General features: G+C 37.8%; 21 protein-coding genes and 1 riboswitch. Of the genes, 9 read left to right on the forward strand and 12 right to left on the reverse strand.

The window, feature by feature from the left end; all coding sequences use genetic code 11:
• Positions 1 to 246 precede the first annotated feature (246 nt).
• Both ACFIK0_RS07465 and ACFIK0_RS07470 read left to right on the forward strand, forming a co-directional pair.
• A complete protein-coding gene (locus ACFIK0_RS07465) occupies positions 247 to 489 on the forward strand; it encodes a hypothetical protein (protein WP_375663735.1) in 243 nt (80 codons plus the stop codon).
• A gap of 364 nt (positions 490 to 853) precedes the next feature.
• Complete coding sequence (locus ACFIK0_RS07470) at positions 854 to 997, forward strand: hypothetical protein (protein WP_375623872.1); 144 nt, start codon at positions 854 to 856, stop codon at positions 995 to 997.
• A 1-nt stretch (position 998) separates the two neighbouring features.
• On the opposite strand, the gene ACFIK0_RS07475 is transcribed toward ACFIK0_RS07470, so the two are convergent.
• Genes ACFIK0_RS07475 through ACFIK0_RS07485 form a run of 3 tightly spaced genes read right to left on the reverse strand, consistent with a single transcriptional unit; the run spans position 999 to position 3,768 of the window.
• Complete coding sequence (locus ACFIK0_RS07475) at positions 999 to 1,970, reverse strand: WD40 repeat domain-containing protein (RefSeq protein ID WP_375643617.1); 972 nt, start codon at positions 1,968 to 1,970, stop codon at positions 999 to 1,001.
• A 10-nt stretch (positions 1,971 to 1,980) separates the two neighbouring features.
• Positions 1,981 to 3,003, reverse strand: a complete 1,023-nt coding sequence (locus ACFIK0_RS07480; RefSeq protein WP_375643619.1) for a CobW family GTP-binding protein — start codon at positions 3,001 to 3,003, stop codon at positions 1,981 to 1,983.
• Between the two features lie 21 nt (positions 3,004 to 3,024).
• Positions 3,025 to 3,768 (reverse strand): creatininase family protein, encoded by a 744-nt coding sequence (locus ACFIK0_RS07485; protein ID WP_375637763.1) that lies wholly within the window; start codon positions 3,766 to 3,768, stop codon positions 3,025 to 3,027.
• 2,283 nt (positions 3,769 to 6,051) lie between these two features.
• On the opposite strand from ACFIK0_RS07485, the gene ACFIK0_RS07490 reads away from it, so the two are divergent.
• Entirely contained in the window at positions 6,052 to 6,321 is a 270-nt protein-coding gene (locus ACFIK0_RS07490; protein WP_375631492.1) for a hypothetical protein, read from the forward strand.
• Positions 6,322 to 7,220: 899 nt separating this feature from the next.
• On the opposite strand, the gene ACFIK0_RS07495 is transcribed toward ACFIK0_RS07490, so the two are convergent.
• Positions 7,221 to 8,555 (reverse strand): NAD(P)H-dependent oxidoreductase, encoded by a 1,335-nt coding sequence (locus tag ACFIK0_RS07495; protein ID WP_375663736.1) that lies wholly within the window; start codon positions 8,553 to 8,555, stop codon positions 7,221 to 7,223.
• 163 nt (positions 8,556 to 8,718) lie between these two features.
• Here ACFIK0_RS07495 and ACFIK0_RS07500 point away from each other — a divergent pair, with 163 nt between their 5' ends.
• On the forward strand, positions 8,719 to 9,198 hold the full coding sequence (locus ACFIK0_RS07500) for a MaoC family dehydratase (RefSeq protein WP_273791472.1): 480 nt from the start codon (positions 8,719 to 8,721) through the stop codon (positions 9,196 to 9,198).
• 866 nt (positions 9,199 to 10,064) lie between these two features.
• On the opposite strand, the gene ACFIK0_RS07505 is transcribed toward ACFIK0_RS07500, so the two are convergent.
• The 3 genes from ACFIK0_RS07505 to ACFIK0_RS07515 are packed head-to-tail and all read right to left on the reverse strand — an operon-like array spanning position 10,065 to position 12,618.
• Positions 10,065 to 10,724: a methionine ABC transporter permease gene (locus ACFIK0_RS07505; RefSeq protein ID WP_015856780.1), complete on the reverse strand. Its 660-nt coding sequence runs from the start codon at positions 10,722 to 10,724 to the stop codon at positions 10,065 to 10,067.
• Positions 10,717 to 11,751 carry a methionine ABC transporter ATP-binding protein gene (locus ACFIK0_RS07510; RefSeq protein WP_273791471.1) on the reverse strand — a complete coding sequence of 345 codons (1,035 nt, stop codon included), beginning with the start codon at positions 11,749 to 11,751 and terminating at the stop codon, positions 10,717 to 10,719. The genes ACFIK0_RS07505 and ACFIK0_RS07510 overlap by 8 nt, the downstream gene beginning before the upstream one ends.
• Before the next feature lie 48 nt (positions 11,752 to 11,799).
• Positions 11,800 to 12,618: a MetQ/NlpA family ABC transporter substrate-binding protein gene (locus ACFIK0_RS07515; RefSeq protein ID WP_273791470.1), complete on the reverse strand. Its 819-nt coding sequence runs from the start codon at positions 12,616 to 12,618 to the stop codon at positions 11,800 to 11,802.
• Between the two features lie 492 nt (positions 12,619 to 13,110).
• Between ACFIK0_RS07515 and ACFIK0_RS07520 the strand changes: the two genes are divergently transcribed.
• Entirely contained in the window at positions 13,111 to 13,749 is a 639-nt protein-coding gene (locus ACFIK0_RS07520) for an SH3 domain-containing protein (protein WP_273791469.1), read from the forward strand.
• A 283-nt stretch (positions 13,750 to 14,032) separates the two neighbouring features.
• On the opposite strand, the gene ACFIK0_RS07525 is transcribed toward ACFIK0_RS07520, so the two are convergent.
• A complete protein-coding gene (locus tag ACFIK0_RS07525; RefSeq protein ID WP_273791468.1) occupies positions 14,033 to 15,064 on the reverse strand; it encodes an aspartate-semialdehyde dehydrogenase in 1,032 nt (343 codons plus the stop codon).
• A 949-nt stretch (positions 15,065 to 16,013) separates the two neighbouring features.
• Complete coding sequence (locus ACFIK0_RS07530) at positions 16,014 to 16,412, reverse strand: helix-turn-helix domain-containing protein (RefSeq protein WP_275065251.1); 399 nt, start codon at positions 16,410 to 16,412, stop codon at positions 16,014 to 16,016.
• On the opposite strand from ACFIK0_RS07530, the gene ACFIK0_RS07535 reads away from it, so the two are divergent.
• The gene (locus ACFIK0_RS07535) at positions 16,411 to 16,587 is read left to right on the forward strand and encodes a hypothetical protein (RefSeq protein WP_375663737.1); all 177 of its coding nucleotides are present in this window, start codon (positions 16,411 to 16,413) and stop codon (positions 16,585 to 16,587) included. The two genes, ACFIK0_RS07530 and ACFIK0_RS07535, sit on opposite strands and share 2 nt — an antisense overlap.
• A gap of 837 nt (positions 16,588 to 17,424) precedes the next feature.
• On the opposite strand, the gene ACFIK0_RS07540 is transcribed toward ACFIK0_RS07535, so the two are convergent.
• Positions 17,425 to 17,631 (reverse strand): Trm112 family protein, encoded by a 207-nt coding sequence (locus ACFIK0_RS07540; RefSeq protein ID WP_273791466.1) that lies wholly within the window; start codon positions 17,629 to 17,631, stop codon positions 17,425 to 17,427.
• Between the two features lie 13 nt (positions 17,632 to 17,644).
• Entirely contained in the window at positions 17,645 to 18,307 is a 663-nt protein-coding gene (locus ACFIK0_RS07545) for an LON peptidase substrate-binding domain-containing protein (RefSeq protein ID WP_273791465.1), read from the reverse strand.
• A gap of 449 nt (positions 18,308 to 18,756) precedes the next feature.
• A riboswitch (glycine riboswitch) is annotated at positions 18,757 to 18,854 on the forward strand.
• Positions 18,855 to 18,990: 136 nt separating this feature from the next.
• On the opposite strand from ACFIK0_RS07545, the gene gcvT reads away from it, so the two are divergent.
• Genes gcvT through gcvP form a run of 3 tightly spaced genes read left to right on the forward strand, consistent with a single transcriptional unit; the run spans position 18,991 to position 23,279 of the window.
• Positions 18,991 to 20,103 (forward strand): glycine cleavage system aminomethyltransferase GcvT, encoded by a 1,113-nt coding sequence (gene gcvT, locus ACFIK0_RS07550; RefSeq protein ID WP_375663738.1) that lies wholly within the window; start codon positions 18,991 to 18,993, stop codon positions 20,101 to 20,103.
• Positions 20,104 to 20,109: 6 nt separating this feature from the next.
• Positions 20,110 to 20,478 carry a glycine cleavage system protein GcvH gene (gcvH, locus tag ACFIK0_RS07555; RefSeq protein ID WP_375631501.1) on the forward strand — a complete coding sequence of 123 codons (369 nt, stop codon included), beginning with the start codon at positions 20,110 to 20,112 and terminating at the stop codon, positions 20,476 to 20,478.
• A gap of 5 nt (positions 20,479 to 20,483) precedes the next feature.
• Positions 20,484 to 23,279, forward strand: coding sequence for an aminomethyl-transferring glycine dehydrogenase (gene gcvP, locus ACFIK0_RS07560; protein ID WP_375663740.1), 2,796 nt, complete (start codon positions 20,484 to 20,486; stop codon positions 23,277 to 23,279).
• Positions 23,280 to 24,814: 1,535 nt separating this feature from the next.
• On the opposite strand, the gene alr is transcribed toward gcvP, so the two are convergent.
• Positions 24,815 to 25,930: an alanine racemase gene (alr, locus tag ACFIK0_RS07565; RefSeq protein WP_375631503.1), complete on the reverse strand. Its 1,116-nt coding sequence runs from the start codon at positions 25,928 to 25,930 to the stop codon at positions 24,815 to 24,817.
• Positions 25,931 to 26,194: the final 264 nt, after the last annotated feature.

The raw sequence follows: 26,194 nt of genomic DNA on the forward strand, positions 1-26,194 counted from the left end.
AATTTGGAGATTAGACGAGGAATCCAAAGGGTCAGAAGACCCAGAAGGCTTTGGTTCAACAGGGGCAGAAGGAGGAGAAACAGAATCTGGAGATGAAGTGTCCTCCGGAACAGAGAGCTCAGATGGCCGAACCTCATCAGTAGAATCTTCAACTGGAACAAACGGTGCAGCATAGGTTGCACAGCAGAAGGGTCCTCTGGAACAGTTGGTACAGAAGGACGTACAGGTTCAACAGGGGTAGAAGGAGTGGGGACAGAATCTGGAGATGAAGGAGATACCGGAATAGAGGGCTCAGATGGACGAACCTCATCAGTAGAATCTTCAACTGGAACAAACGGTGCAGGCATAGGTTGCACAAAAGAATGGTCCTCTGGAACAATTGGTACAGAAGGACGTGCAGGTTCAACAGGGGCAGAAGGAGTGGGGACAAAATCTGGAGATGAAGGAGATACCGGAACAGAAGACGGTGATAGAAACTCTATGAAATGATTATTAGATGGAATTTTCTAGGAAAAAAACTGCAGTTTAGAAGGCTGCTAGTAGGCAACCTTGCTCTTTAGAGAGGGAAATCAAAAAAATTTTATTTAGGAAAATAGTGTTGAATTCCATTCTTCTGATCGTAGGAATAAATCGTTGTTTTAATGATGATATCAGCTATTTTTTGCCGAATTTTTAAGAAAAATGCTTTTGTGGAAGTATGTAGCCTATATAGATGTTGATAGGGAGTGGGGTTTTCGGTCTTAGGGGTGATGTTTTTATTCTTGTATGGGGGTAGCAATGTTAAAAGGTCAAAAAACATGTCTAAGGTATTTTCTTGTCTAAAGGGGGGAAGGAAAAGAAAAGAGAAGATTTAATGATTACGAAGATTTTAGGAGACTTTGGGGGGGAGATTAGGGAGATAGGATTTCTGAGAGCTCTAGAGATGCAAGGGGATAAGATTTCTGGAGGATTGTGTGGGCATTCTTTATCGGCGATGATTGCGCTTTTGGGTGCTTAATTTAATCAGTGATCTTGATTATACCACATTCACCATTTTCGCTACCGAAGGAGAGGTTTTGCCCTGCTTGATCCCAGTTAAGTGCTGAGATAGCGCTTTTCCCATAACCTTTTAGAAGGACTTCTTTTCCATCATGAAAATGTGCCGCTAAAATCATTCCATCATTGAAGCCTATTGCTACAATTTCTTTGTTTGGGTGGCATGAAACGGTGCTAACAAGCGCATTTGCTCGTGTGCCTAGTTCTAGAGGTGTTTTTCCCATGGGGCCGTCTTTTGTATGAAAGGGCCAAACAATTGCGGCAGAGGCACCTGATGTTGCTAGCCATTTTCCTTTTGCGCTCCAAGACCAGCTTTTGACTTTGCTTGGGTAGCCACTCATCCGTAAATGTTGATTATCAGTGAGACGCCAACCGTGTAAGGCGTTTTCTTGCATCGTGGAAATGACATAGCGGTTGTCTGGTGAAAAGGTGACGCCACAATGAGCTCCTTTCCATACCAATGTGGTGGGAGATACTTGCGTTGATAACCAATGAAGAGTGACTCCATTGTAATGGGCAACGGCAAGTCGTAAACCCTTTGGGGCAAAAGCGAGGCCTTCTACACTACGTTCATGTGTGAGCTCTTGTCGTTCTTTTCCAACATGCGCAAATGCGAAACGTGAGGAGGAAAAAGCAAAAGCTTTTTGTGGACCAAAAGCAACGTTGTTTATCCATTTGCGTTCTTTTTGGCTTAGCACTTCCGTGTGATCTGCTGCGGTTGTTTGACAGATTTTTCCATCTTCTCCACCGGTGATGATCGCGGTATTGTCATGGGAAAAATGGCTTGAAATTATTCCTTGGTGAACTTCAACGATTTGTGGGGCTGGATTAAAAAAAACAATGAAACCTTCTACGGAAACAAAGGCTGGTTTATTGCCTATAAAACCGCAGGAAAGGCAGTAACTTTTGAGATCATAATGGGTAATGTTTGGCATTATCACTCACTTATGCGCAATTTTCAAAACCAGTTTTTAATTTTTCAGTATCAAGAGAGCGTCCTATAAAAACAAGGCGACTTTCTCGTTTTTCATCTTCACGCCATGGGCGTTGATGTTGTCCCTCAAGAAGCATATGTATTCCTTGAATGACGTAACGATCATCGTCTCCTTGAAAGGCGATAATGCCTTTAAGGCGCAATATATCAGGTCCTTGTTGCTGTGTAACCTGCTGGATCCAAGGGAAAAACTTTTCTGGTTGCAGAACATCTGTTTTTAAACTTATAGAAGTGATGGTAATATCATGAATGGGGGATGCGTGATGATGGTCATGATCATGATTACAATCGGGACCACATACATGATCTGCGTGATGATGGTCAAGAAAATGGGGATCATTATCTAAAGTGCGTTGGAGATCAAAGAAGCCACGATCGAGGAGTTTATCAACAGGGATGTTAACGCGCTCTGTTGTGTAAATTATGGCTCTGGGATTAATGGCGAGAATAAGGGATTCAGCATGGCTGCGTTCTTGTTGGGTGACAAGATCAATCTTATTTAAAAGAATAATATCCGCGAAGGCAATTTGATCTTCAGCTTCACGACTTGTTTTCAGTTGAGAGGGAAAATGCTTTGCATCAACGACCGCTATGACACTGTCGAGAGCTGTTTTTTCATGGATAGTATCATCCATGAAAAAGGTCTGTGCTACAGGAACAGGATCAGCAAGCCCTGTCGTTTCTATAATGATCGCATCAAATCGATGAGAACGTTGCATCAGACTTTCCAGAATGCGAATGAGATCACCACGTACGGTGCAGCAAACACAGCCATTATTCATTTCATAAATTTCTTCGTCTGATTCAATGATCAGGTCATTATCAATACCAATTTCACCAAATTCATTGACAATGACGGCATAACGTTTGCCATGATTTTCACTGAGAATGCGGTTGAGAAGGGTGGTTTTTCCAGCACCAAGATAGCCTGTGAGAACCGTAACGGGAAGTTTTTTGGGGTGTGTCGTTTCCATGGAGAGACCTTTTATTGTTCTTTATTGCCATGTGTTTATGTTAAATCGATTGATATCATCAAGTAAATCACGAAGCTGAGACAGAACATGAGAAAAGATTGCTTCACCGGCTTGTGGTGTTGCTTTGCTTGCGTTTCCTGCCGCACCTTGCGTGTTCAGATCTCGCATTGTCCAACCAAAGGCATGAGGACCATAAGCACGTAAATATCGATAATTGGCAATCATATCCGCTTGTTTATTATGAAAATTTTTTGCCTTTTCCATATGGACTTTTTCTGGTGCTAAATAGAGCATGAGAGAGGTTTCGATAAAGCCTCCATGGATATCAAGATGTTGTTGAGACGGCTCTATGAGACCTTGTGGTAAACCAAAACGGCTCCAGCTTGTTGCTACAGCGAGCATGGAAAGGCGCCTTCGTAATTCGGTGATAACGATGCTCATTAAAGGTGAATTGCCTCCGTGAGCATTGAGAAGAAGAAGACGGTTGATCCCTTTGTGATAACAGTTTTCACCAATCTTTATCCATCGCTTAATCGCATCGGAAAAGGTAAGAGTTTGTGTACCTGTAACATCCATATGTTCTATAGAATAGCCAATCTTTTCAACCGGTAAAAGTGCGATATGAAACTGCTCTTTTGTTTGTAAAGTGAGGGCTTTTGCAAAAGCTTCAGCAATAATCCAGTCGGTTTCGAAAGGAAGGTGCTCTCCGTGATATTCGTGTGCGCCCAAAGGTAAAAGAGCGAGAAAAGGCCTGTTAGATACCATAAATTATTGCCTAAAAGAGAAGTTAACATAGACAAAGTGATCGAAGGTGCTGTCACTATTTAATCTATCTATAAGAGAAACGCAAATAGGCGTCTTTTTACATCACATATGGATGCATAAAAATGAGAGCTTTGTTAAAAATAGAGAAGCTTTTATTGAGCAATGACAACGCAACTTTTCTGTAATATTAGGCAATCTTTCTCAAGATAGTTGTCTTTTGTAAGTATTTCTGATGTATATTATCATTTTTTAATAAGTAAATATTTATGCATATTAAATACTTCACATAAATAATGAAAAAATTATTTTTCATTATTTATTAAAAATGTAATTTTTTCTGTAAATTACATATTCTTTTTTTATTATAGAGCGAGGATGATCAAAGTATTTCTATTATTACAATAGTACAGACTTTTGTTGCAATCAGGAATTCTATTCAATTATCTGTATATTACAAAAGAATAGAAATATTTGTTGATTGATTTTACTTTGGATAGTGTCTTAACAGATTTTAGTGTTCATGAGAAAAAATAAATATAAAGGGAAGAATTCACGTAAGATAAATTTGTAATCTCATAGAGCAGTTTATAAGATGATTCAGTAAGAAACACCGTTGGATACATAATAAACAGAACGCCATTGTGTTGCACATTGACGCTTTTGTTTTAAAGAAACATTTCTCAAGGTATCCAAGCCTATTTTGCAACGGCGCCCGTGAATAGTATAACGATAAAGCCTTATAATATAAAATCTATTGTGTTCCACCATATTTACACTTTTAAAGTAAAAATGGGTATCATCATTCACTTTGCTAGTTTTCAATACTGTGTTAACAGCGCTTGTTAGTTAAAATACCTCATAAGTGATATTTTCCTTTCTTTAAGTGTGTTTACACACACACACCGATCTCGTTTGTTATTTGCAAGTGAAGAAATTTGATTGATTCAATATAAACAGAGTTAAAATTAAGAGAGTTTTATAATCGTCAGCTTTCTCATTCAACATGCAAAACAATAAATTATTATTATAGATTAATATTTTGCGATTAAAGTGATCGGTTGATGAATTTATCATTCAATATCAGTTTTCATGGCGTTATTTTTTCAATGTGCTACTTAAGTTGGTATTTTAAAAATGCAATTTTTTAGTAAGTTTCTCTATTCCTTTTCTTTCAAGAATTTGATTAATTCTTTATTATTATTATTTATTTTGCACAAATTGAAGACAGTTATGTGAATATTGCTAAAAATTTCGTTCAAAGAGAATTATTTGTTACTAATATAGAGTAAATATAATTACTTAAAATATAAATATGGTTGTGATCTACAATATTGACGAAAAATATGGAATAACTTTTATGAAAATTAAGAAAGAAAGTTTTTTCAGTATTTTGGGGATCATCTCATTTTTCATGACTCTCTTTTTATCTGGTTTTAGGTAGTTTGTTGGTGTTCTAGTATTGCTTATAATTTTTTTGTAAATCTGATAGATTTACTTATTTCATGCGTTTGTTTTATTAGGTTTGAAAGTCAATATTTTGTGTTCTTTATGCTGTATGGGATAAAGGGGGCTGAATTACCTTTTTTAAGATGCTAGCAGTATTTTTTTCTTTTTATATATCAGTAAAAGTTGAGAATCATTTTATTAACGTCTCTTCCATTTGAAAATAGAGATCTTAATTGCTTTTTATAATTTATACCTGTTTTATAGAAAAAGAGTACACTATTTTAAGGTTTATTTATTAGGATAAACTTGTTTTAGATCAAGGTTTTTATTCGCTACCAATTTTATGTTTCAATATTACTGATGAGTTATATAATAAAAGATTCACTAACAATATTCTATTTTTGTTTTTATTTAAATAATATATAAGTATTATCATTATATTGACAGTTTTAAATGATATAGTTCTTTAAAACTTCATTTTAAATTATTTATAAAATCTCTATTATTTAACTTTTTAAATGAATTTGTTTTTTAATATTTATTATAATGAGAAATTTTATAAATTATTATTACTTTGAAGAATAGAAATAAAAAATGACAAAATATTACTGTTAGTATCTTAAGTTATTATAATGTAAAAGGAATAAATCGTTTTTATCATTTATTGTTTTTTGTGTATTTACATGTAATACATAATGTGTTATATTGTAATAACAAAATTACATATAATGTTTTATTATGTCTGATTATATAAATGATTAAATATAAGTTTTGTTTTTTATATATGTGAAGATTACTTCATTTTTTCAGTGAAGAAAAAGAGGAGCAAAGAAAGCTATGTTTAAAATATTTAAAAATCGTGTATGTTCATTCACTTTTACACTATTTATTCTTTTTTTTGTACAAACTATAGCGGGAAATGCAAGTTTTTTAAAAAATCAATTTCAAGAGAGAATGGCAATTACTATTTCTACATTAGAAAAAAATGTAGCTATTAAAACTGTGAATAGAGCAGTTATTCAAGGCGTTGAGGAACAAGATGGTATTGCTTTGGGGAAAGCTGAAAAAGCTGCTGCCTTTTCAGGTTCAGCTTTTTGGGGGGGGTAGGTATTTTATCACTTCTTGCTTCTTTATGTATTGGGGATGTATTAGGTGCTGTTTTATCTCTTTGGGGAATATTCGTTACACTTTAATAGAAAGATCATCGATAAAGTCGATGACTTTTTTGTTCATTTCATTATGTTGAAAAAAATACATACTTGAAATCATTTATACTGTATTTGATAATAAAATTACTATTCTTAATAATAAATGTAGCTTTTATTAACATTATTAAAGTTCAATGTTTTACATTTATATTTTTTTTACAAAGTAGTGTAACCTGATTTTTTATAGTCTATGGTTATTATCCTAGTAATAAGGCTAGTATACTCACTCTCTTTAACAGCCTTTTAATATTGTCTACCTTCTCTCATATGAAGATTATTCATCAAAGGTATATTTTATCCTTTTTAAATTTTTTTATCTTTCATAAGGGGATAAAATAAAAAATATCCCTGTATTCATGGCTCTCATGCAATAAGAAAAATGAGAAATTATTATTTATCATTTCAAATTTGTTTGATGTTAAATCCATCAAAAGTATTTTTTACGTATAACAAGTTGTGTTCGTGTATGGACAAAATTATTAAAGAAAAAAGAGTAAAAATTCTTCTCATTAATCATCTCAAGTGCTATGCGCTGTTGTAATATTGGCAAATAAAATGATGATGCCTGTTTGTAGCTTTATAGAGCAAAGATAGTGATACACAATGAACCTTATGCCATCTCATGGGGTGGTTTATACTGTCGCATTTACGGGACATATTGTGAGAGCGAAGTGGTGATGTGCGTCGTTGGAAAATGCTTTTATTAAAACAGAAGCCTGAATTTTTGATACAAGTGTATTCTGGGTTGTTCTGTTGCGTAAGGGAAGGATACTGTTAAGTAAAGTAATTTAGGAGTATTTATAGCTTAGCGGAAGAAGGGCAATGAAGTAAAAGGTCTTGTTTAGCACGAAGACGTGCAATCCATTGATTTTCACGAATAGCAGTATTATGTACTGTAATGAGTTCGTTTTTTTTAATTGCGGCTGTTACTGTTGCTTTTTCCAAAAGACCACAAGGAATGGCGTGGTGAGCGCGTGCTTCTGCAATGTTCATTATCCAAGCACGATAAGTATAAAGACCGATAAAGTCTAGCTGATCACCTGGATGTAAATCTTTTTTAGCAACAGCACAGACTTCTACTACGGGATGGCTAAGAGGAACCATATCTTTTTTGCCATAAAGCATAATACGTGCGCAGGTGAGGGGAACTTCCATTGCTGTTAAATGATAGGGGCGATGAAAGGTGAAGTAAGGCCCCTGACCAATTTTTAAATCTTCCATACGTTCGCGTAAACGCGGGTGTGCTATTTCGGCAATGACAAAGACACCAGGTGAAACACCTGGACCTATTGAATAATCTACAACACCATATTGCTGTAAAATACCCCCATCTTGTTTTGGAATAAGCACTTTGTTTAAATCTTGTAGCGCTGCTCGTGGTCCATGCATTCCTGGGCAATCGGGGAGAAGTCCGGTGGCATTGGCAATGGCTGCCATTTCAACCATCGTTTTGGAACCATCAATAAATTCGACCAACATGCGCACATTCATATTACGCCGGTATGCTTCTTCTTCGTAAGCGTCAGGTGTAGCATCAAAGCGCAGAGGATTATTTTTTCCTTTACCAGCTGCAACAATCTTATGTCCAAGGGCTGAAACAAATTCTATGAGTTCCATACAAGCAGTTGGTTCATCGCCGGCACCAAGTGTATAAATGAGCCCTCGTTTTTCTGCTTCATGTTTGAGATAAGCGCCAATTGTAACATCTGCTTCAACATTCATCATGACAAGATGTTTGTTATTCTCAAGCGCTTTAATACCAATTTCTGCTCCTGCTTCGGGATAGCCTGTTGCATCAACGATAATATCAATTTGTTCATGACGTAAAACAAGGTTAATATCATCTGTTGCTGCAATCAAACCTTTTTCAATGCTTTGCGTGAGAGCATAAGTATTTTCAACTTCACAGACATGTCCACCCTCGCCATAGGCTAGTGTAGCGGCATCAAAAATACGTGACGGCGTTCTAGTGGCTACAGCTGCGACTGTTATACCATCCATATGTGCAATACTTGATAATAAATCTGTGCCCATTTCACCACAACCAATCAGTCCAATACGGATGGGGGGATGCTTTTCTGCACGTTGTTTTAAATCATGCGCTAAACCTGTTAGGTTCACATTGCTTGCCATTCTTTTTTCCCATTTGAAAACTATTCTGCTAAAGAACTTTTCTCATTCATAAAGTGCATTTGTTTTTAAGACAATTAATCTTTTATTCTTGATGCTCTAATCAATGGATTTTATAAAAGCAAGAGGGGTGGTTGCTTTTATCAAATAAAATAGGAATAGCGTTATGCAGCAAAAAATAGCAGTACAAGATGTCACCAGTTTTATTGGGAAAGAAATGGGATTATCGGAGTGGCGTCTTGTTACACAGGATATGATTAATCAGTTTGCATGTGCTACAGATGATCATCAATGGATACACGTTGATGAGGAAAAGGCTAAAAAGACACCTTTTGGCGGCACGATTGCTCATGGTTTTTTAACATTATCGCTTTTGTCTACGCTCGCTTATGAGGCGCTTCCAGAGTTAGAAGGGAGCACAATGGGGATTAATTATGGTTTCGATAAAGTACGCTTCATGAGTCCTGTGAAAACAGGGGTACGGATACGTGCGCGTTTTGTGTTAGACGACGCAGAAATTCGCCCTTCTGGTCGAGTGGTTTTCCATTATGGGGTTACGGTGGAAATTGAAAAGTTAAAAAAACCAGCTCTTACAGCTCAATGGCTTATTGTTGCTATTTTGGAAGAAAAACCTTCCAATATCTAGATTATTTGAGTGCTTTATTTTATAAAATTTTTATACAATTCTATTAGAAGTTTCTTCAATGATAATATTGAGAATAATCTATAGGATGATAGATATAGTGGAGCTATCATAGCGTTGATGGCCATAGCAGGTTGCTATTTTCCTAGATCGTTTTGAAGAGGAGTTTCTTAATGTAGATAGTGCATTGCTTCACGCTTTTATTTATAGCGTTCTTTAATGGGATCATACCCATCACGTAAAACAGAACGCTTCAAATGGAATATACTTGCGTTGTCAATTCACGGGCTTATTTTAAAGAAACATCTCTCAACGCTTGTTACACCCATTTCGCAATGGCGCCTGTGAATGGTATAATGATAAAGCCATTGAGCACCCCTATCTTTATGCTTTGTAAAGAAGAAAGCCGACACCATCATATTATATGCTAACCGCCAATGTTAAGACAGGTCTTGGCGCTTGAGATAATTCATAAGAGGCATGCCTGCCTTCCTTTCTTATATAGTTTTTACTCACCCAGCTCTTCCCGCTTGTAACGTGCAAGCGAGAGGTTTTGGTTGATTCTATATAAGTTCAATATGTTCTCTAAGGTTGGGAAAGGTCGTGACCAATGTCTTAATTTGACATGATAATTTATTATTTTTATGTTAAGAGAGAGTCTCACATACTGTGAGATCTCTTATTTTATCCCCTTTTATATTCAATCAATTAAAACTATTTTCTTTCATTTTACAAACGGATGGGGAGAGATAAAAACTGTTTAAGAAAAAAGTTCCTAATCTCTTATGAGCGTTTTCGATAGGCAAGGGGGAAGCACTTTGGAAGTGGCAAAGAGGATGATGGTATTGGCATGTGAAATTCTAAGTCTTTTAATGTTTTGTTTTATCAAGTTTTTGTACGATTTTATCAGAAGTCCATTGGGTTATAATATTGAGCATGATCAAAAGGATGATGACGATGGTCATGATGAAGGTATTATAGCGTTGATAGCCATAGCGGATTGCCATATCCCCTAAACCGCCTCCACCAAGATATCCAGCAAGTGAGGTGGCTCCTATGAGAGAAATGACCATGACTGTAAAACCTGTAATCAGGCTAGGGAGAGCTTCAGGAATAAGAACATGTCTGATAATTTGAAGACGGCTTGCCCCCATAGAGCGGATCGCTTCAATAAGACCGTTTTCAACGGTTTTAAAAGAGAGTTCCGCCATGCGTGCATAAAAAGGGATAGCTGAAATGGTCAGTATAAAAATTACAGCAGGCATTCCTATCCCTCTTCCTACAACGATACGCGTAACGGGAAGAAGATAAAATGCAAGAATAATAAAGGGAATGGCACGAATACTGTCAATGATCATGCTTAAAGGGCGATTGATGAGAGATGAGGAAAAAATCCCCCCGCGTGCTGTTGTGTGAAGAAGAAGACCAAGGGGAAGCCCTATAATAAATGCCATAAAAGAAGCACTAAGTGTCATCAATATTGTATCAATAACAGCTTGGGGAAGTTCATGAGACAGAACATTAAACATAGCCTAAGACCTCACAATATCGTCCTTTTTTCGTTAACCATTGAACAGCTTTTTCTAAAGCTTCTTTATCTTCTCCAGGAAGAGCCAAGAAGAGTCTCCCGATGGTTTCATCTTGAACTGTATCAATGCCACCATGCAAAATACGTGCTTTTAAACCACTCTCATTTTCTAGAAGATGAAGAAAAGGCTGCTGGGCAATTTCACCGGCAATATTAATTTCAATGACAGCTTCTCGTCCGATTGGTTTGAGATTTTTCGCAAATTTTTCAGGAAGTTGCGGGGTGACAAGCTTGAGCATGGCTATGGTTGTATCGTCTTGCGGTGATGTAAAGATGTCTTTCACACGTCCTTCTTCTACAATGTTCCCCTGATTAAGAACAACAACGCGATGCGCTATGGTGCGCACAACTTCCATTTCATGGGTGATGAGCACAATCGTGAGATTGAGGTGTTTATTAATATCAGCAAGGAGCTCTAGAATAGATTGTGTTGTTTCAGGGTCAAGAGCAGAGGTAGCTTCATCTGATAACAATATTTTAGGATTAGCAGCGAGCGCACGAGCAATGCCAACGCGTTGTTTTTGCCCTCCTGACAATTGTGCCGGATAGCAATATTCTTTCCCAGATAACCCAACCAATTCAATCAGTTCAAGGGCACGTTTGTGGCGTTGTTTTTTACTTACACCACTTAATTTAAGCGGCAATGCAATGTTATCAAGAATATTTTGCGATGAGAGAAGATTGAAATGTTGAAAAATCATCCCAATTCGTTGACGGTAAGGCGCCCATTCTATCTCTGATAGATTGGAAATATCAACACCTTCAAAAAAAATGGACCCTGCATCAATCTTCTCTAACCCATTTAAACAGCGGATAAGTGTTGATTTTCCTGCTCCACTGCGCCCAATAATGCCAAGGATTTCACCAGCATGGATATTTAAAGAGAGATTATTAATTACCGGAATACCAGCCGTTTTGTTAAAACAACGGCTGATGTTTTTTAAGGAGATAAGAGTAGGTTTTTCCATTCACAATTACTCGGACATTTGGCACAATTACTCGGATATTTGGCACAATTACCAAGATGTTTGGGCGGTTTTGCCAAAAATCTCTTTGATTTTTGCACGGATAAGATCGTTATTGTAAGCGGCAACTAATTTTTTAACCCATGGCTCATCTTTTTCGCTCGTGCGTACAACGATGATATTATCATAAGGATTATTTTTTGCGCTCTCCCATGCGACTACATCTTTTTCGAAGTTTAATCCGGAAACAATAGCCCAGTTTGTGTTTATAATTGCAAGATCAAAATCGTCAATAGCTCGCCCTAACATACCGGCATCGAGCTCACGAATTTGCAGGTTTTTAGGATTTTCGATAATATCAAGCGGAGATGCAAGAATATTATGAGGATCTTTTAATTTAATGAGACCTAAAGAATTGAGAAGAAGTAAGGCTCTTCCACCATTAGATGGGTCGTTCGGAATACCAACATGTGCACCATCACGAAGATCTTTTAAGTCTTTTATTTTGTGTGAATAAACACCGATTGGAGCAATAAATGTATAGCCGACAATTGAAAGTTTATAGCCACGTTGTTTCATTTGTTCATTAAGATAAGGGGCGTGCTGAAAAGCATTCGCATCGATCTCTCCTGCGTTAACAGCGTCATTAGGCAAAGCGTAATCAGAAAAATAAACGAGTTCAATATCTAAACCGTCTTTTTTAGCCTGTTCAGCAGCAGTTTTCCAAATAATCGCATCCCGCCCTTCCATAATACCAAGTTTGATTTTTGATTTGTCTGTAGCCATGACAAAGACCGTAGATAAAAAAAGAGCAAAGAGAGAGAGGAATAATCCTATAATCCGACTACGAGAAAAAAATTTTAATGTCATGTACTTTTAACTTTCTTTTCCAGGAGATTTTTTGAGGGAAGTGTCAATATGCTCTGTATTTTTTTAGGGAGATTTAAAGTTATACAAGCTTTAGAGAATATTCAATCACTTTTATTTTTTAAAGAGTATTATTTTTCCTTCTATTTTAGTTGTTTTGAGGGCTGATCATCATTCATTCTCAGAAATGCTCTGAAATTCGGGCAATCAATTCTTCTATTGCAATCATTTGTTGAGGGAACCAATGACACTTAAAAAACTTCTTTAAGGGACGATTGGTTGAAGAACCGGACAATCAGATGATGCTTTAGCCGTAAATTCACGAAGAACATACTGCGCAATCAAGATCAAAAGGCCGTGTTCGTGTAGGCGATAAAGAGAGATTTTGTGGGGTCTTTGGGGGGATAAAGGTTGCTGATCATTGGATTTAAACGCGGCAAATTTTTGTAAAGGCGAAATTTTGCCCTTCACATGTTTTAGAGAGGAAGAAAAATAATGTTAAGAAAGAAATTTTTATCAACAACAATGATTTTATGGGCTTTGGGAGCGTCAGAGGTGGCTGTGACTGCTTTTCACGCAGAAGCTGGAACCATTACAGGAACAGTTGCTCGTGTTGCATCAGGTCAGGTATCTTTACGCACAGGTCCTGCGACAGCTTATAAAGTTATCGCAATGGTTCCAATGGGAGCAAAAGTGCAAATTTATGGCTGCCTATCCAATAAAACTTGGTGTTCTCTTGGTTATCACGGAAAAGTTGGTTGGGCATCTGCACGTTACGTCAATGTTAACAATGTTCCTACCATTGCTTTTAAAAGGATGCCTGTAAAATCAAAAGCCATGGTAAAATCGCCAAAAGAAAAAGTAAAACAGGCTGTTTCCGACTTTAAAGCTCTTCCGGCGATTCAAAAAACACGGAAAAATATGCAAAAACTATACAGAACAGATGTGATTATCGATTCTACAGGTGTTAAAAAAAGGGATGAACGAACAATTTTAAATCCGTCGCAAAAAGCACAAGGCGTTTCTGTAAAGCACGTGAGTGCTTATAATCCCTCCTTTCCTAATAATGTCAATTACAAAAATTTTGAACGTAATGAAACGCGTTACCGTGTCGTGACCTATCCTGCTCGATAAGGGTAAAGTTAATTTCACAACCGGAATGACAAATAGGATCAGCAGCATAAAGCAAAAAATGCTTATGCTGCTGATCCTATTGTACCGTAAAATGGTATTAAGGCGGCAATGCTTAACTTAAGGTGGTGAGGCATTCAAGGATATTCAGAGTAAAATTTGTCAATACCTCGAATTACGGTTCTTTAGGATGGTGATATGAATCCTCAGCTGGAAAAGATTATACTGAAGAGAAGCCGGACTTTTGACAGACCGGTTAGGGCTCTTCATCTTTTCGGACAGGGCATTAATTTGCGGACTTAGGCTTTATCAAATTACGAGAAATGAGCAATTCAGCAATTTGAACGGCATTCAATGCTGCTCCTTTTCTTAAATTATCGGCGACAACCCAGAAAGCTAAACCATTTTCAACGGTGATATCTTCACGAACACGACTAATAAAGGTATCATCTTCTCCGGTACCTTCATAAGGTGTGGTATAACCACCATCTTCGTGTTTATCGATAAGCTGACAGCCTGGTGCATCGCGGAGGAGCGCTTGTGCTTCAGATGCGCTTAGTGGTTTTTCAAATTCAACATGGACGGCTTCGGCATGACCGATAAAGACAGGGACCCGAACAGCAGTGGCCGTTAATTTAATTTTCGGATCGAGAATTTTCTTCGTCTCAACCGTCATTTTCCATTCTTCTTTTGTATAACCATCTTCCATGAAAACATCGATATGAGGAATGACATTAAAGGCAATACGTTTAGTGAATTTTTTTGATGTAATTGGGTCTGCAACAAAAACTGCACGTGATTGTTCGAAAAGTTCGTCCATTCCTTCTTTACCAGCTCCAGAAACCGATTGATATGTAGAGACAACAACACGTTTAATGATTGCAGCATCATGGAGAGGTTTTAAAGCTAAGACCAGTTGAATTGTTGAACAATTAGGATTTGCTATAATATTACGCTTAGAAAAGGCATTTATAGCTTCGCCATTGACTTCAGGGACTATTAACGGAACATTGGCATCATAGCGCCACGTGGAGGAATTATCGATGACGACACAGCCGGCAGCAGCGATTTTAGGGGCGTATTCTTTGGAAATGCTTCCTCCCGCAGACATAAGACAAAAGTCTGTGTCAGAAAAATCGTAAGTATCCAGTGCTTTTACTTTTAAAGTTTTATCTCCATAAGAAACTTCTTGTCCTAATGAGCGTCGTGATGCTAGAGGGACAATTTCATGCGCAGGAAAACCACGTTCTTCTAAAATTGTAAGCATTTCACGACCAACATTTCCGGTCGCGCCGACAATTGCAACTTTAAAACTCATTTTCTATATACTCCTCATGTCTCTCCACATTTATTCCCCGTGCTATACTCAGGAGAGAGTGAGTTGGTCAAGGAACATCATTAAATTATATTTTTGATTTTCAACAACTCAATTTTGTGCACAGCAATCATCATCGTTAGCACAATAAATTGTTTTATTTCAAATGATACGTCTTTTTTAATCTTTCAGAATTGAAAAAATTGAATATTTTACGCTAAGCTATTATCTCTTTAGAAAACACTTTAATTAAGTGAATTCCTTATCTTCTGTCAATTGTTTACCTTCACACTTTTGAATTTTTTAAGGAGGTATGCGTGCTTCATGCCCTCATACCTTAAATGATAGAATTTATGGCACAACAGAATAAACTTAAGTATCCATATATAGATAAATTCTTATGAAAGTTATACATATATTTTTTTCGTGTCTATTTTTTACTTTATATTTCTTATTTTTACTTTAATCCTATTTTGCTATAAATATCAATCTTTGTAGTATGGTGGTATAAGATCTTTAATCTTTCTCGATATATTTAAGTGTTTTTTTAGTGTGTGGGAATATTCTTAGGCTTGTTTGGAGAGCCTTTTGTTTAAGTGATTCATATGAGTGGAAAGCCGTTGAACACTCCCATATTTACGTTTAATAAAAGAGCAAGTTAGCACCATCATACATTTTTTTAGCACCCAATGTCGTTACAGCTCTTGGTATGTGAGACGATTCAATAAGAGGTATGCCTTTTTGTACATTTTTACTCACACGCCAACTTTGCTTGTGTTGTGCAAACAAGAGATTTTGATTGATACAATATAGAACACGTTTGAAATGAAAGAATTTTACGATATTCGAAACACTTATTCAATATCAATAACGTTAGATTATCATTATAAATCAACGTGCTATTTCTAAGTTAAACTCGTTAGAATTCGGATTATTTACAAATCAGATTAGATTAAGAATTTTCATTCTCATGAGGTGTGGGGAGACAGTCACAATTCTTGTCAAGATTATTAAGGACGTTGATTGTCCTTTCAGTGAATTTATGAAAATAAGGGGTCATTTTTTCATCAGAAATCAACTGCAAAATTGCTCTTTGTTTTTTGCGGGTCAGTATTCTGAAATTTTTTAAAAGTAAATATTCTGCTTTGCTTGCTATTCTGTCATCACAATGATAGGGGCTCTCTTCTTTTTTTGCGCTATCAGCATAAAAGAAGGAAACGGGAACATCTAATATATGAGCAATTTCCTGTAAACGTCTTGCACTTACGCGATTTAAGCCTTTTTCATACTTTTGGATTTGTTGGAATGTTACGCCTAAATGACTTCCTAATTGTTTTTGAGAAAAACCCATGACGTTTCTTCTGAAGCGAATTTTTGGCCTAAAGAAATATCGTAAAAATGTAGATTTTTGGCTTTCACTTGATGTCCCCACCGGTTGCGAGCGCCCTCGCATTAGTATTCCGGGGTCTGGCAGTGCTGACTCAAAACAGCCCCTTGCTTTTAGTGCTGAAAGCACTTGGACATAACAAGAGCCCCCGGAAATTCCGGGATATCCGCAAAAGCGGTTTTATTTCTAGTTTGAGTTTTTCGGGCTTCCAGACCCTATTTGATTGTCGCGTATACAACCAAAAACACAAGCCTCCTTCATAAGGCAATTACTTTCAATCGTCAATTGAAATTACAACAGTGTTTCTTGTTTGTTTTTTCAAGTTTTCACGTAATTAATGCGTATATTATACATAAAAATATTGCTTGAGATACTTTAGATACTTGTAAAAATTGTAAAGCGAAATTAAAGGGTGATGGCAAGGTAATGGGGTGATTTTCTCCTTTACGATTTTATGTTTTCTCCCCAAAATTAGGCTGTTTCCCCGCTTTGAAAAGTAAACAAACAGATAAATATTCTTGTCCCGATATGGTATACATAAGATGATACAGCTTATCGTTTTTCTTCATCTTAAATCGAGGTATCTCAAACATGTTGCTCGTGAAGGGTATAACGTAAAGTTCATGAAATATAACAATTTTATATTTAATAAATAAATTTCATTTACCTGAGTTGGTTCAAAATGTTATTATAATTCTTGCTTTTAAGAAGTTCATAAGAGCCATTTTTATTCCCTTTTTTAATTGTTTTTATTCAGATGCTTGTGTGGTGCAAGCGAATGGTTTTGATTGCTTCAGTATGAACAGGCTGGAATGAGATAAATCTGATGATATTTTTGGCTTTTGTTACAAGGTGTAAAGCGATATAAATATCTTTATTGTAAAACTCTTTTTTCAGAAATCGTAGATATTGAGATATCATATTGATAGAGGATTGATAGCAGTGGGCTTGTAGAGGAAAATTGCATGAGGGTTTTTTATTTTTTATGCGTTATTTCTTCATTGTTTTGCAAAGGGCGCGCTTCTGAAGCAAGCATAATGGGAACGCCATCACGAATAGGATAGGCAAGTTTGGCTTTGAGAGAAATGAGTTCTTGTGTTTTTCGGTTGAAAGAGAGAGTGCCTTTCGTCATTGGGCAGACGAGCAATTCGAGCATTTTGGGATCTGTGGTCATTTTTTTCATGTTGGGACATTCATTAGTTTAAGCGGTAATCTGTTCTTGTTTGTTTCATGAGTGAGCGCTCTGTTAATGCAAGAAGAGTTTGGGCACGGCTTTCGATATCTGGAGCTTCAAGGAGAGCTTGTTTTTCTGCTGGTGTAAAGGGGATAAGGGCTGAAAAAGCATTAACCAATATAGGTGTAGGGGCTTCTATGATACTGCTCCAATTATATTCCATTTCATGTATGGTTAGATATTTTTCTACAACGTCGAGTAAGTTCTCTCGGTTAATGTTTTCTTCAATATCAAATTCTTGCAAGTCTTTTATGTTTGATTGGATGAGAGCTGTTCGATAGGATTTTGTGTTTGTCAATTCTTGTTCTAAGGTGAAGCGGCAAACACCTTGTAAGATAATGAACAGTTGTCCATTTCCTGTTTCACTGTAGTTTGTAATGCGCCCTATACAGCCTGTTTTATAAAGTTGTGTAGAGAAGCGGTCTGTATCCGATGAAAGTGGTTGAATAATGCCCAATAGACGATCAGTTACCATAACGTTTTCAATCATTTCAAGTGATTCTGGTTCAAAAATGTTGAGTGATAAAAAACCACCGGGTAGTAAGAGTGCACCTTCTAAAGGAAAAAGAGCAATTTGCTTTGGAAGATCATTTTCGCAATTGTAAGAGATATTACCAGCTTTCATGAGTATTTTGTCACCTTTGTTCGGTAGTTTTAGTCTGTAGATAGTCGCAATTTATGACACTATGGAGTAAAGCAGAAAAACCACTTCTTGTGCATTAAAATCATACTTATAAAATACTTGAAGTCCTTAATTCTAAATAAAGAATATGAAACCCTATCTTTAAGGTTGAACTGCGCGCGAAAGAATATTGCTTTGCGATCTTTTTAGTGTGTGACGTTTTGCATGATTTTCAAGAGGTATTTTTGTTTATAGCTTTTGATTTTTGTCTTAAATTTCCTAAAATGTGTTCCTTGCAATTTTTGTAAGGTTCAAAAGGACACTATTATAAATCTTTTGAAGTAGCTTATGCAAGTTTTAAAATGAGAACATTTTCATCACTTTACTAATGACAGTGTGATAAAGATAGGCTATAGGTTTAAATATGCTGGAAAGAGCGTTATTGTTTCTTTCATTCTTTTGCGGGAGAGTGCAGATTGCAAATTTTCGCATTGCCGCCGAAGGGGAAATAGCCCATAATCTCTCAGGCTTTAAGGACCGTAAAAGGAAGAAGGCAGATCTGGAAAGTCGGGAGAACCCGCGCCGAAGGTGTAAGCGAAAAATCTTTTCGCGAGTCTCTCAGGTTGATGACAGAGGGGGCAGAGACGGCCATATTCTGTGGGCGTTAGCGCAGCTTTGGAGTTATTATGGGCACAACACAAGAAACATCTTTTTTAAAAACACTTCCTTTATATGATTTGCATGAAAAAGCAGGAGCAAAATTTGGTGCTTTTGCGGGCTGGAACATGCCTTTAACTTATCCTCTTGGCGTTTTGAAAGAACATCTTCATACGCGTGCACATGCAGGACTTTTTGATATTTCTCATATGAAATTGATTGCGGTTGAAGGGGCACAAGCCGTGGAATTTTTGTCCTATGCTTTTCCCATTGATGCAGCAGCTTTAAAGATTGGGCATTCACGGTATAATTATTTGCTTAATGAGCAGGCTGGTATTCTTGATGATCTTATCATTACCCGTTTGGAAGAGGGCCGTTTTATGTTGGTCGCCAATGCTGGGAATGCACAGGCTGATTTCGTAGAATTGGAAAAGCGTGCGGTTGATTTTGAATGTCAAGTGATTGCCCTTGAAAGGGTATTGCTTGCTCTTCAAGGTCCTGAAGCGGCAGCTGTTCTTGCTGATGCCGATTTACCAGGGAATGAATTGTTCTTTATGCAAGGATTCGAACCACAGCAGGATTGGTTTATAACGCGTTCTGGTTATACGGGAGAGGATGGTTTTGAAATTGCTTTGCCTATAGGGCATGCGCATATGTTGGCTGAAAAATTGCTGAGTGATTCTCGTGTTGAGTGGATTGGACTTGCAGCACGCGATAGCTTGCGGTTGGAAGCAGGGCTGTGTTTGCATGGAAATGATATTACCCCTGATACGACACCTATTGATGCGGCTCTAATATGGGCTGTTCCTAAAAGTGTTCGAGAAAAAGCACAATTTTATGGTGCGAAAGCTTTTCTTGAAGCACTGCAAAAAGGACCTGCTCGTTGTCGTGTTGGATTAAAACCGCAAACGCGTCAACCTATTCGTGCCGGTGCGGTGCTTCTTGATGATCAAGGTAATGAGATTGGCGTTGTAACATCAGGTGGTTTTGGTCCTTCTTTTGATGGTCCTGTCGCGATGGGTTATGTTCCTGTTGATTTTAAAGTTGAAGGGACACAAGTCTTTACAGAACTGCGAGGCAAAAAGATTGTACTATCAGTTCATTCACTTCCCTTTGTTGAACAACGTTATTTTAAAGGATGATTTTTTATGTCTAAAACTTATTTTACACAAGACCATGAATGGCTTAGCGTTGAAGGGCAAGTGGTGACTGTTGGGGTTACGCATTATGCGCAAGAGCAATTAGGGGATTTGGTTTTTGTTGATTTACCACAAAGTGGAACAAAACTTTCCAAAGGAGAGGCGGCGGCTGTTGTGGAATCAGTGAAGGCGGCTTCAGATGTTTATGCTCCTCTTGATGGTGAAGTGGTCGAAATAAATGAAGCCTTGGCTGATAATCCTGAACTGGTGAATCAGAAATCCGAAACAGAAGGCTGGTTATGGAAAATGACATTGCAGGATGAGACACAACTGGAAGGGTTGTTGGATAAAGATGCTTATAAGGCTTTGATTGGATGAGTGGCATGATCGAGCGTTCTTTTTCTTCTCGACATATTGGGCTTCGTCCTGATGAAACACAAAAAATGCTTGATGTTTTAGAGCTTGATTGTGTTGATACACTCATTTCTCAAGCTGTTCCACACTCTATCCACTTGGGACGTTCATTGAATCTTCCAGAGGCTGCTAGTGAAGGACAAGCCTTGGAAGAACTCTCCAAGATGATGGAGCGTAACCATGTGCACAAAAGTTTTATTGGACAAGGATATCATGGAACTTATGTGCCTCCGGTTATTTTACGAAATCTGTTTGAAAATCCGGCTTGGTATACTGCTTATACGCCTTATCAAGCAGAAATTAGCCAGGGTCGTTTAGAACTTTTGTTTTATTTTCAGACATTGGTTAGTGAACTAACAGGTTTGCCTGTTGCTGCTGCTTCTCTTCTTGATGAAGCAACTGCTTTAGCTGAAGCCAATGCCCTTGCTTTTCGCTTTTTCCGTGAGAAAAAAACAAAAATTTCTCTTCAGAGTCTTTTACATCCTCAGATTTTGAGTGTTGCACAAACGCGTGCTGAAACACAAGGGATTCAGATTAGCCAAAATGGCGAAATTGCTTCTGATACAGCAGCAATTGTTTTATCTTGGCCAGATACAAAAGGTGCTTTTCATGATTACAGTGAGATCATAAAAGAGGCAAAGGAAAAGGGAGCTTTAGTTATCGTTGTGGCTGATCCTTTAGCGCTTACCCTTATGGAGCCACCGGCTCAATGGGGGGCAGATATCGTTGTTGGCTCTATGCAGCGTTATGGCGTTCCGATGGGATTTGGTGGTCCACATGCTGGTTACCTTGCCGTGAGTGATGCGTTAACGCGGCTTATTCCAGGGCGTATTGTTGGTCAATCCGTGGATACGAGAGGGCGTGTTGGTTTTCGTTTAGCTTTGCAAACACGCGAACAACATATTCGGCGCGATAAAGCGACGTCAAATATTTGTACAGCGCAGGCTTTATTGGCTAATATGGCAACCGCTTATGCTGTTTGGCATGGGCCGAAAGGTTTACAAGAAATTGCGCAGCGAATTCATCATTTAACATGTCGTTTTGTTGCTGGTTTAGAAGCAGCAGGGGTTCATGTTGAAGGGAAAAGCTTTTTTGATTGTGTGAGTATTTCTGTTAAGGGAAAAGCGCGAGAGATTGCGCATCAAGCCAAAATAGGTGGGCGCCTTATTCGTGTTCTCGATGATGACATCATTGCAATCAATTTTGATGAATTATCGACAGAAGAAGATGCTGGTGCTTTAGCGCAGCTTTTTGGGGCACAATTAGGCGATCAGGTTTCTCCACAGCTCTATGGAAAAAAACGGGATGCTGCTTTTCTTTCTCAGCCTTTTTTTCATGCTGTTCATTCAGAGACAGATATGATGCGCTTTTTGCGTCGTTTGGCGGATAAGGATTTGGCGCTGGACCGTGCTATGATCCCTCTTGGTTCTTGTACAATGAAGCTTAATGCCGCGGCTGAACTAATGCCTGTGAGTTGGGCGAGCATGGCCAATATACACCCCTTTGTTTCACAAGAGGATGCAGCGGGATATTTGGAGATGATTAACCAGTTAAATGCGTGGTTGTGCGAAATTACAGGATTTGCGCAAGTTTCTTTTCAGCCAAATTCTGGTGCTCAAGGTGAATATGCTGGGCTTTTGGCTATCCGACGATATTACCAATCACGGGGAGAACATCAACGTACAGTTTGTCTTATTCCTGCATCTGCGCATGGTACCAATCCAGCCTCGGCCCATATGGCAGGGATGGAAGTCGTTGTGGTAAAATGTTTAAGCGATGGTGATGTTGATGTAGATGATCTCAAGATGAAAGCGCAATTGCATAAAGATAAATTGGCTGCTCTTATGATTACTTATCCTTCAACCCATGGTGTTTATGAGGAAAGTATTAAGGAAATTTGTTCTATTATTCATGAAAATGGCGGACAAGTTTATTTTGATGGTGCTAATCTCAATGCCCTTGTGGGTCTTGCTCGTCCTGCGGATATTGGCGCTGATGTTTGTCATATGAATCTTCATAAAACATTTGCTATTCCTCATGGTGGTGGTGGTCCTGGTATGGGACCAATTGGAGTTGCAGCGCATCTCAAACCATTCTTACCAGGTCATGAACAGGATGGGACAACACATGCGGTTTCTGCTGCTCCTTATGGAAGTGCATCTATTCTTGCAATTACATGGATGTATATTCGAATGATGGGGGCTGATGGCTTAAAATATGCAACACAAATAGCCATTTTAAATGCCAATTATATTGCTGCACGTCTTTCAGCCGCTTATTCCATTCTTTATCGGGGCAAGCATGGACGTGTTGCTCATGAATGTATTGTGGATACACGCGTGTTGAAAGAGCAGTATGGGGTGAGTGTTGATGATATTGCAAAACGTCTCATTGATTATGGATTCCATGCGCCTACGATGTCGTTCCCTGTTCCGGGAACTTTAATGATTGAGCCAACGGAATCAGAACCAAAAGCAGAGATTGATCGTTTTTGTGATGCTTTACTCTCTATTGCTGAAGAAGCGAAAAAAGTTGGTAGCGGGGTTTGGCCAAAAGACAATAATCCATTGGTGAATGCCCCTCATACAGTGGCTGATACTTTAGATGATGCTTGGGCACGACCCTATTCGCGACAAGAAGCTGCTTTTCCCAACAGTTCTCTTGATCCAGCCAATAAATATTGGCCTCCTGTATCACGTATTGATAATGTTGCGGGAGACAGAATGCTCATTTGTTCGTGCCCACCATTGGGAAATACCTATTAAATAACAAATATGTATTTAATTTATTTATTTGCATAAACAAAAAAAGCCCACACATTTTGTGTGGGTTTTTTACTTGTTGATCATGATGGCGTTATTTGTCTATTTTCTAGAATTTTGCATTGTTTTTTTACAACATGAGCAAAATCGAAAAAGTCGACAAAAAAGCTGTGTTTTGTCGGCAATAGGCATGCTCTCCTTTGTCTTCTACCGTATGACATGGTTTTAGTGACTAGTCGGCATCGGTCTAGCCAGCTAATTCATGTAAACGAGAGTGAAACCTATGAGGATAGGGGCACGTCTGTTGCATGTGTTGTGATATACTACTTCTCACTAAGGTGACGACGACCGGTTGTAGAAAGAATAAAATCAATTTTAGTGTTTTTGATGATAAAGACACGCGAAACTCTGTTGTTGCATCTTTTCGAGTCAAGAATTGTCTAAATATTTCTCTTTAATCTGCTTTTTATAAATATGACGCAAAAATATGTAAGAACACCTGTCAGAATGAGCAAACGCAAAGCCAAATGTATTATGGTTGTTTTTTACAAGGGGTCTTATAAAAAGCCGGCACATCTTTCCACTCCATTGCAGGTCAGTTTGTGACTTTACGGCGCTGTTTTTCTAAGAGCCCGTGTGCTTTCGCTGTTGCCTGTAAATCAACATCCAAACTTAACGCAGCGACATGTTTTAAGTTAGAGATTGAGAAAAAAAGAGCTTTATGAGTCGTTCCTGCTTTTGTCTGTCAGATGAGGGCGGGGGGATTGTGTATTTCTGTTGACGTAACCTTTGAAACTGGAAGACAATCTAATTTTGGGAAAATGTAAAGCCGTAAAGGCGAAAATCAATCCTCAGTTTGTCATCTCCTCTTAATTCAGCTTTGCGGCTTTCAAAAGCATTTAAAGCAATATTTTTTTAATAATGGGGATTACACATTGCTCCATACTTTATATTTATTGTGTTCTTTAGTGGGGGAATGATCCTCATGTAAAACAGAACGCTCCAAAAAGAATATACTTGAGTTGTTAATTCACGTGTTTGTTTTAAAGAGACACTTCGCTCCCAATCCCATTTCGCGACGGCGCTCGTGAATGGTGTAAGGGTAAATCCATTGATCCCCCCCAATCTTTACGCTTCATAACGGAGTAAGCTGGGCACTATCATACACTTTTCCAGCGCCTAATGTTTATAGCCCTTGGCACTATGGTTCATAAGAGGTATTATTCCTTTCTTAAATCATTTTTATCTACACATAGTTCAGCTTGTGGTATGCAAGCGAATGATTTTAATTGGGCAGTTAATTTTAAAAACTTTGTAGTAGATGCTTTTTTGTCAATTTATGGGGAAAGGCTAAGTTTTTGTATTTTGGGTGAAAGCTACTTCCATAAAACAGTCCATCAACTTGTCTGTTTTGAGATTTCTGTGAATGCACGGTGTCTATGACCATTCTATGTGGTTGATTGTTGTAAAATCTTTTGTAAAAGCCCCTCAATTTTCTAAAAGGATGATTTTTATCAATTTATTTTTTTAAAGAGTTTTTATGTGTAAATGTATTTATAGCGGGAGCCAAGAGATGTTAGAATTTCATTGGGAAGGGTATCGGCATCTATAGATACTTTTTCAAGTGTTTGATGGGGCCCAATGAGTTCTACCCAGTCACCTGTTTGAGGTTTTTGTTCAAGATCGGTCGTATCTACAATAATGGAATCCATAGAAACCCGCCCAACCATGGGAAGTTTGTGCCCGTTGAAATAAACTGTTCCTTTATTCGAAAGAGCACGGAGCCAGCCGTCTGCGTAGCCTATAGAAATGGTTGCAAGAGTGCTTGGTCTGTTGGTTATAAAGCTTTCTCCATAACCAATAGGTGCTCCTATATCAACAACGCGGCTTTGAATGACTTGGGCTTCAAGTCTTAAAACAGGTTTTAGAAGGGATGTGTGTTTTTCTTGGGGGGCGATTCCGTAAAGTGCAATACCGGGGCGAACAAGATCAAAATAAAAATCTGATCCTAGAAAGATACCTCCAGAATTGGCAAAGGAAACTTTGCAAGCAGGCAATTGCGCAAGGATCGTTTTGAAAGCAGTCAATTGGGCATAATTTGATGGATGGGTATCATCTTCTCCGTTAGAAAGGTGACTAAGAATATATTTTATTTCTGCTTTTTCGAAAATTGTAGGGTGTTTGATGAGTTTTTGTAATTCTTTTTGATTAAGTCCTAATCGGTTCATATGGGTATCGATTTGAACAATTGCTGGAAATTTTTTATCTTTTTTTTGACAAATTTTTTGCCAATTTTCAATGGCATTCCAAGAGTTTAGAACAGGAACAATACCAGATTGTGCGACAAACTCTTCTGCTAAGTGTGGAAGTCCATTCAGAAGGGAAATCGTGACATTTGATGGTAAAATGCTTTTTAATTGGAGTGCTTCTATGATTTGGGCGACAAAAAAAGTGCGACAACCAGCTTGATAAAGGGCAGGAGCAATTTTGTGAGCTCCTAATCCATAGGCGTTTGCCTTTACAACTGCTGAACATTGCGTTGGAGCTACACGTTTGGCTAAAGTGATATAATTGGCAACAATGGCACTGACATCGACGGTTGCTACAGCTGCATAGAGTGATGTATCTATTTCATCATTAACGGATTTTTTCATTTTAAAAGCTTATCTGTGTTCGTGAAATACGGGGTTTTTTGGTTATTTCATTGAGGTTCTTTACGATATAGGGAAAGGCACTATTTTCTATGGTCAAAATCATAAGAATCCTATACTGCCATTAAAGTCGTTTTTTATGTAAAATGCTACTTTGGATATAAGAGATACTTTAGTTTTATTTGTGTTGTTATCAACATGGTATCTTCTAATAATTTGTAAAACATAAACTTTTTACTTATTTTCCCTAGTTTAGGCATATAAAAA

Origin of the sequence: Bartonella sp. CL63NXGY (assembly GCF_042194905.1) — a bacterium.
Classification (GTDB): Bacteria; Pseudomonadota; Alphaproteobacteria; order Rhizobiales; family Rhizobiaceae; genus Bartonella.

Excerpts from the sequence above, each read along its gene's own strand:
- ACFIK0_RS07470 (WP_375623872.1), top strand. The coding sequence starts at position 854 with ATGATTACGAAGATTTTAGGAGACTTTGGGGGGGAGATTAGGGAGATA.
- ACFIK0_RS07475 (WP_375643617.1), bottom strand. The coding sequence starts at position 1,970 with ATGCCAAACATTACCCATTATGATCTCAAAAGTTACTGCCTTTCCTGC.
- ACFIK0_RS07480 (WP_375643619.1), bottom strand. The coding sequence starts at position 3,003 with ATGGAAACGACACACCCCAAAAAACTTCCCGTTACGGTTCTCACAGGC.
- ACFIK0_RS07485 (WP_375637763.1), bottom strand. The coding sequence starts at position 3,768 with ATGGTATCTAACAGGCCTTTTCTCGCTCTTTTACCTTTGGGCGCACAC.
- ACFIK0_RS07490 (WP_375631492.1), top strand. The coding sequence starts at position 6,052 with ATGTTTAAAATATTTAAAAATCGTGTATGTTCATTCACTTTTACACTA.
- ACFIK0_RS07495 (WP_375663736.1), bottom strand. The coding sequence starts at position 8,555 with ATGGCAAGCAATGTGAACCTAACAGGTTTAGCGCATGATTTAAAACAA.
- ACFIK0_RS07500 (WP_273791472.1), top strand. The coding sequence starts at position 8,719 with ATGCAGCAAAAAATAGCAGTACAAGATGTCACCAGTTTTATTGGGAAA.
- ACFIK0_RS07505 (WP_015856780.1), bottom strand. The coding sequence starts at position 10,724 with ATGTTTAATGTTCTGTCTCATGAACTTCCCCAAGCTGTTATTGATACA.
- ACFIK0_RS07510 (WP_273791471.1), bottom strand. The coding sequence starts at position 11,751 with ATGGAAAAACCTACTCTTATCTCCTTAAAAAACATCAGCCGTTGTTTT.
- ACFIK0_RS07515 (WP_273791470.1), bottom strand. The coding sequence starts at position 12,618 with ATGACATTAAAATTTTTTTCTCGTAGTCGGATTATAGGATTATTCCTC.
- ACFIK0_RS07520 (WP_273791469.1), top strand. The coding sequence starts at position 13,111 with ATGTTAAGAAAGAAATTTTTATCAACAACAATGATTTTATGGGCTTTG.
- ACFIK0_RS07525 (WP_273791468.1), bottom strand. The coding sequence starts at position 15,064 with ATGAGTTTTAAAGTTGCAATTGTCGGCGCGACCGGAAATGTTGGTCGT.
- ACFIK0_RS07535 (WP_375663737.1), top strand. The coding sequence starts at position 16,411 with ATGACGTTTCTTCTGAAGCGAATTTTTGGCCTAAAGAAATATCGTAAA.
- ACFIK0_RS07530 (WP_275065251.1), bottom strand. The coding sequence starts at position 16,412 with ATGGGTTTTTCTCAAAAACAATTAGGAAGTCATTTAGGCGTAACATTC.
- ACFIK0_RS07540 (WP_273791466.1), bottom strand. The coding sequence starts at position 17,631 with ATGAAAAAAATGACCACAGATCCCAAAATGCTCGAATTGCTCGTCTGC.
- ACFIK0_RS07545 (WP_273791465.1), bottom strand. The coding sequence starts at position 18,307 with ATGAAAGCTGGTAATATCTCTTACAATTGCGAAAATGATCTTCCAAAG.
- gcvT (WP_375663738.1), top strand. The coding sequence starts at position 18,991 with ATGGGCACAACACAAGAAACATCTTTTTTAAAAACACTTCCTTTATAT.
- gcvH (WP_375631501.1), top strand. The coding sequence starts at position 20,110 with ATGTCTAAAACTTATTTTACACAAGACCATGAATGGCTTAGCGTTGAA.
- gcvP (WP_375663740.1), top strand. The coding sequence starts at position 20,484 with ATGATCGAGCGTTCTTTTTCTTCTCGACATATTGGGCTTCGTCCTGAT.
- alr (WP_375631503.1), bottom strand. The coding sequence starts at position 25,930 with ATGAAAAAATCCGTTAATGATGAAATAGATACATCACTCTATGCAGCT.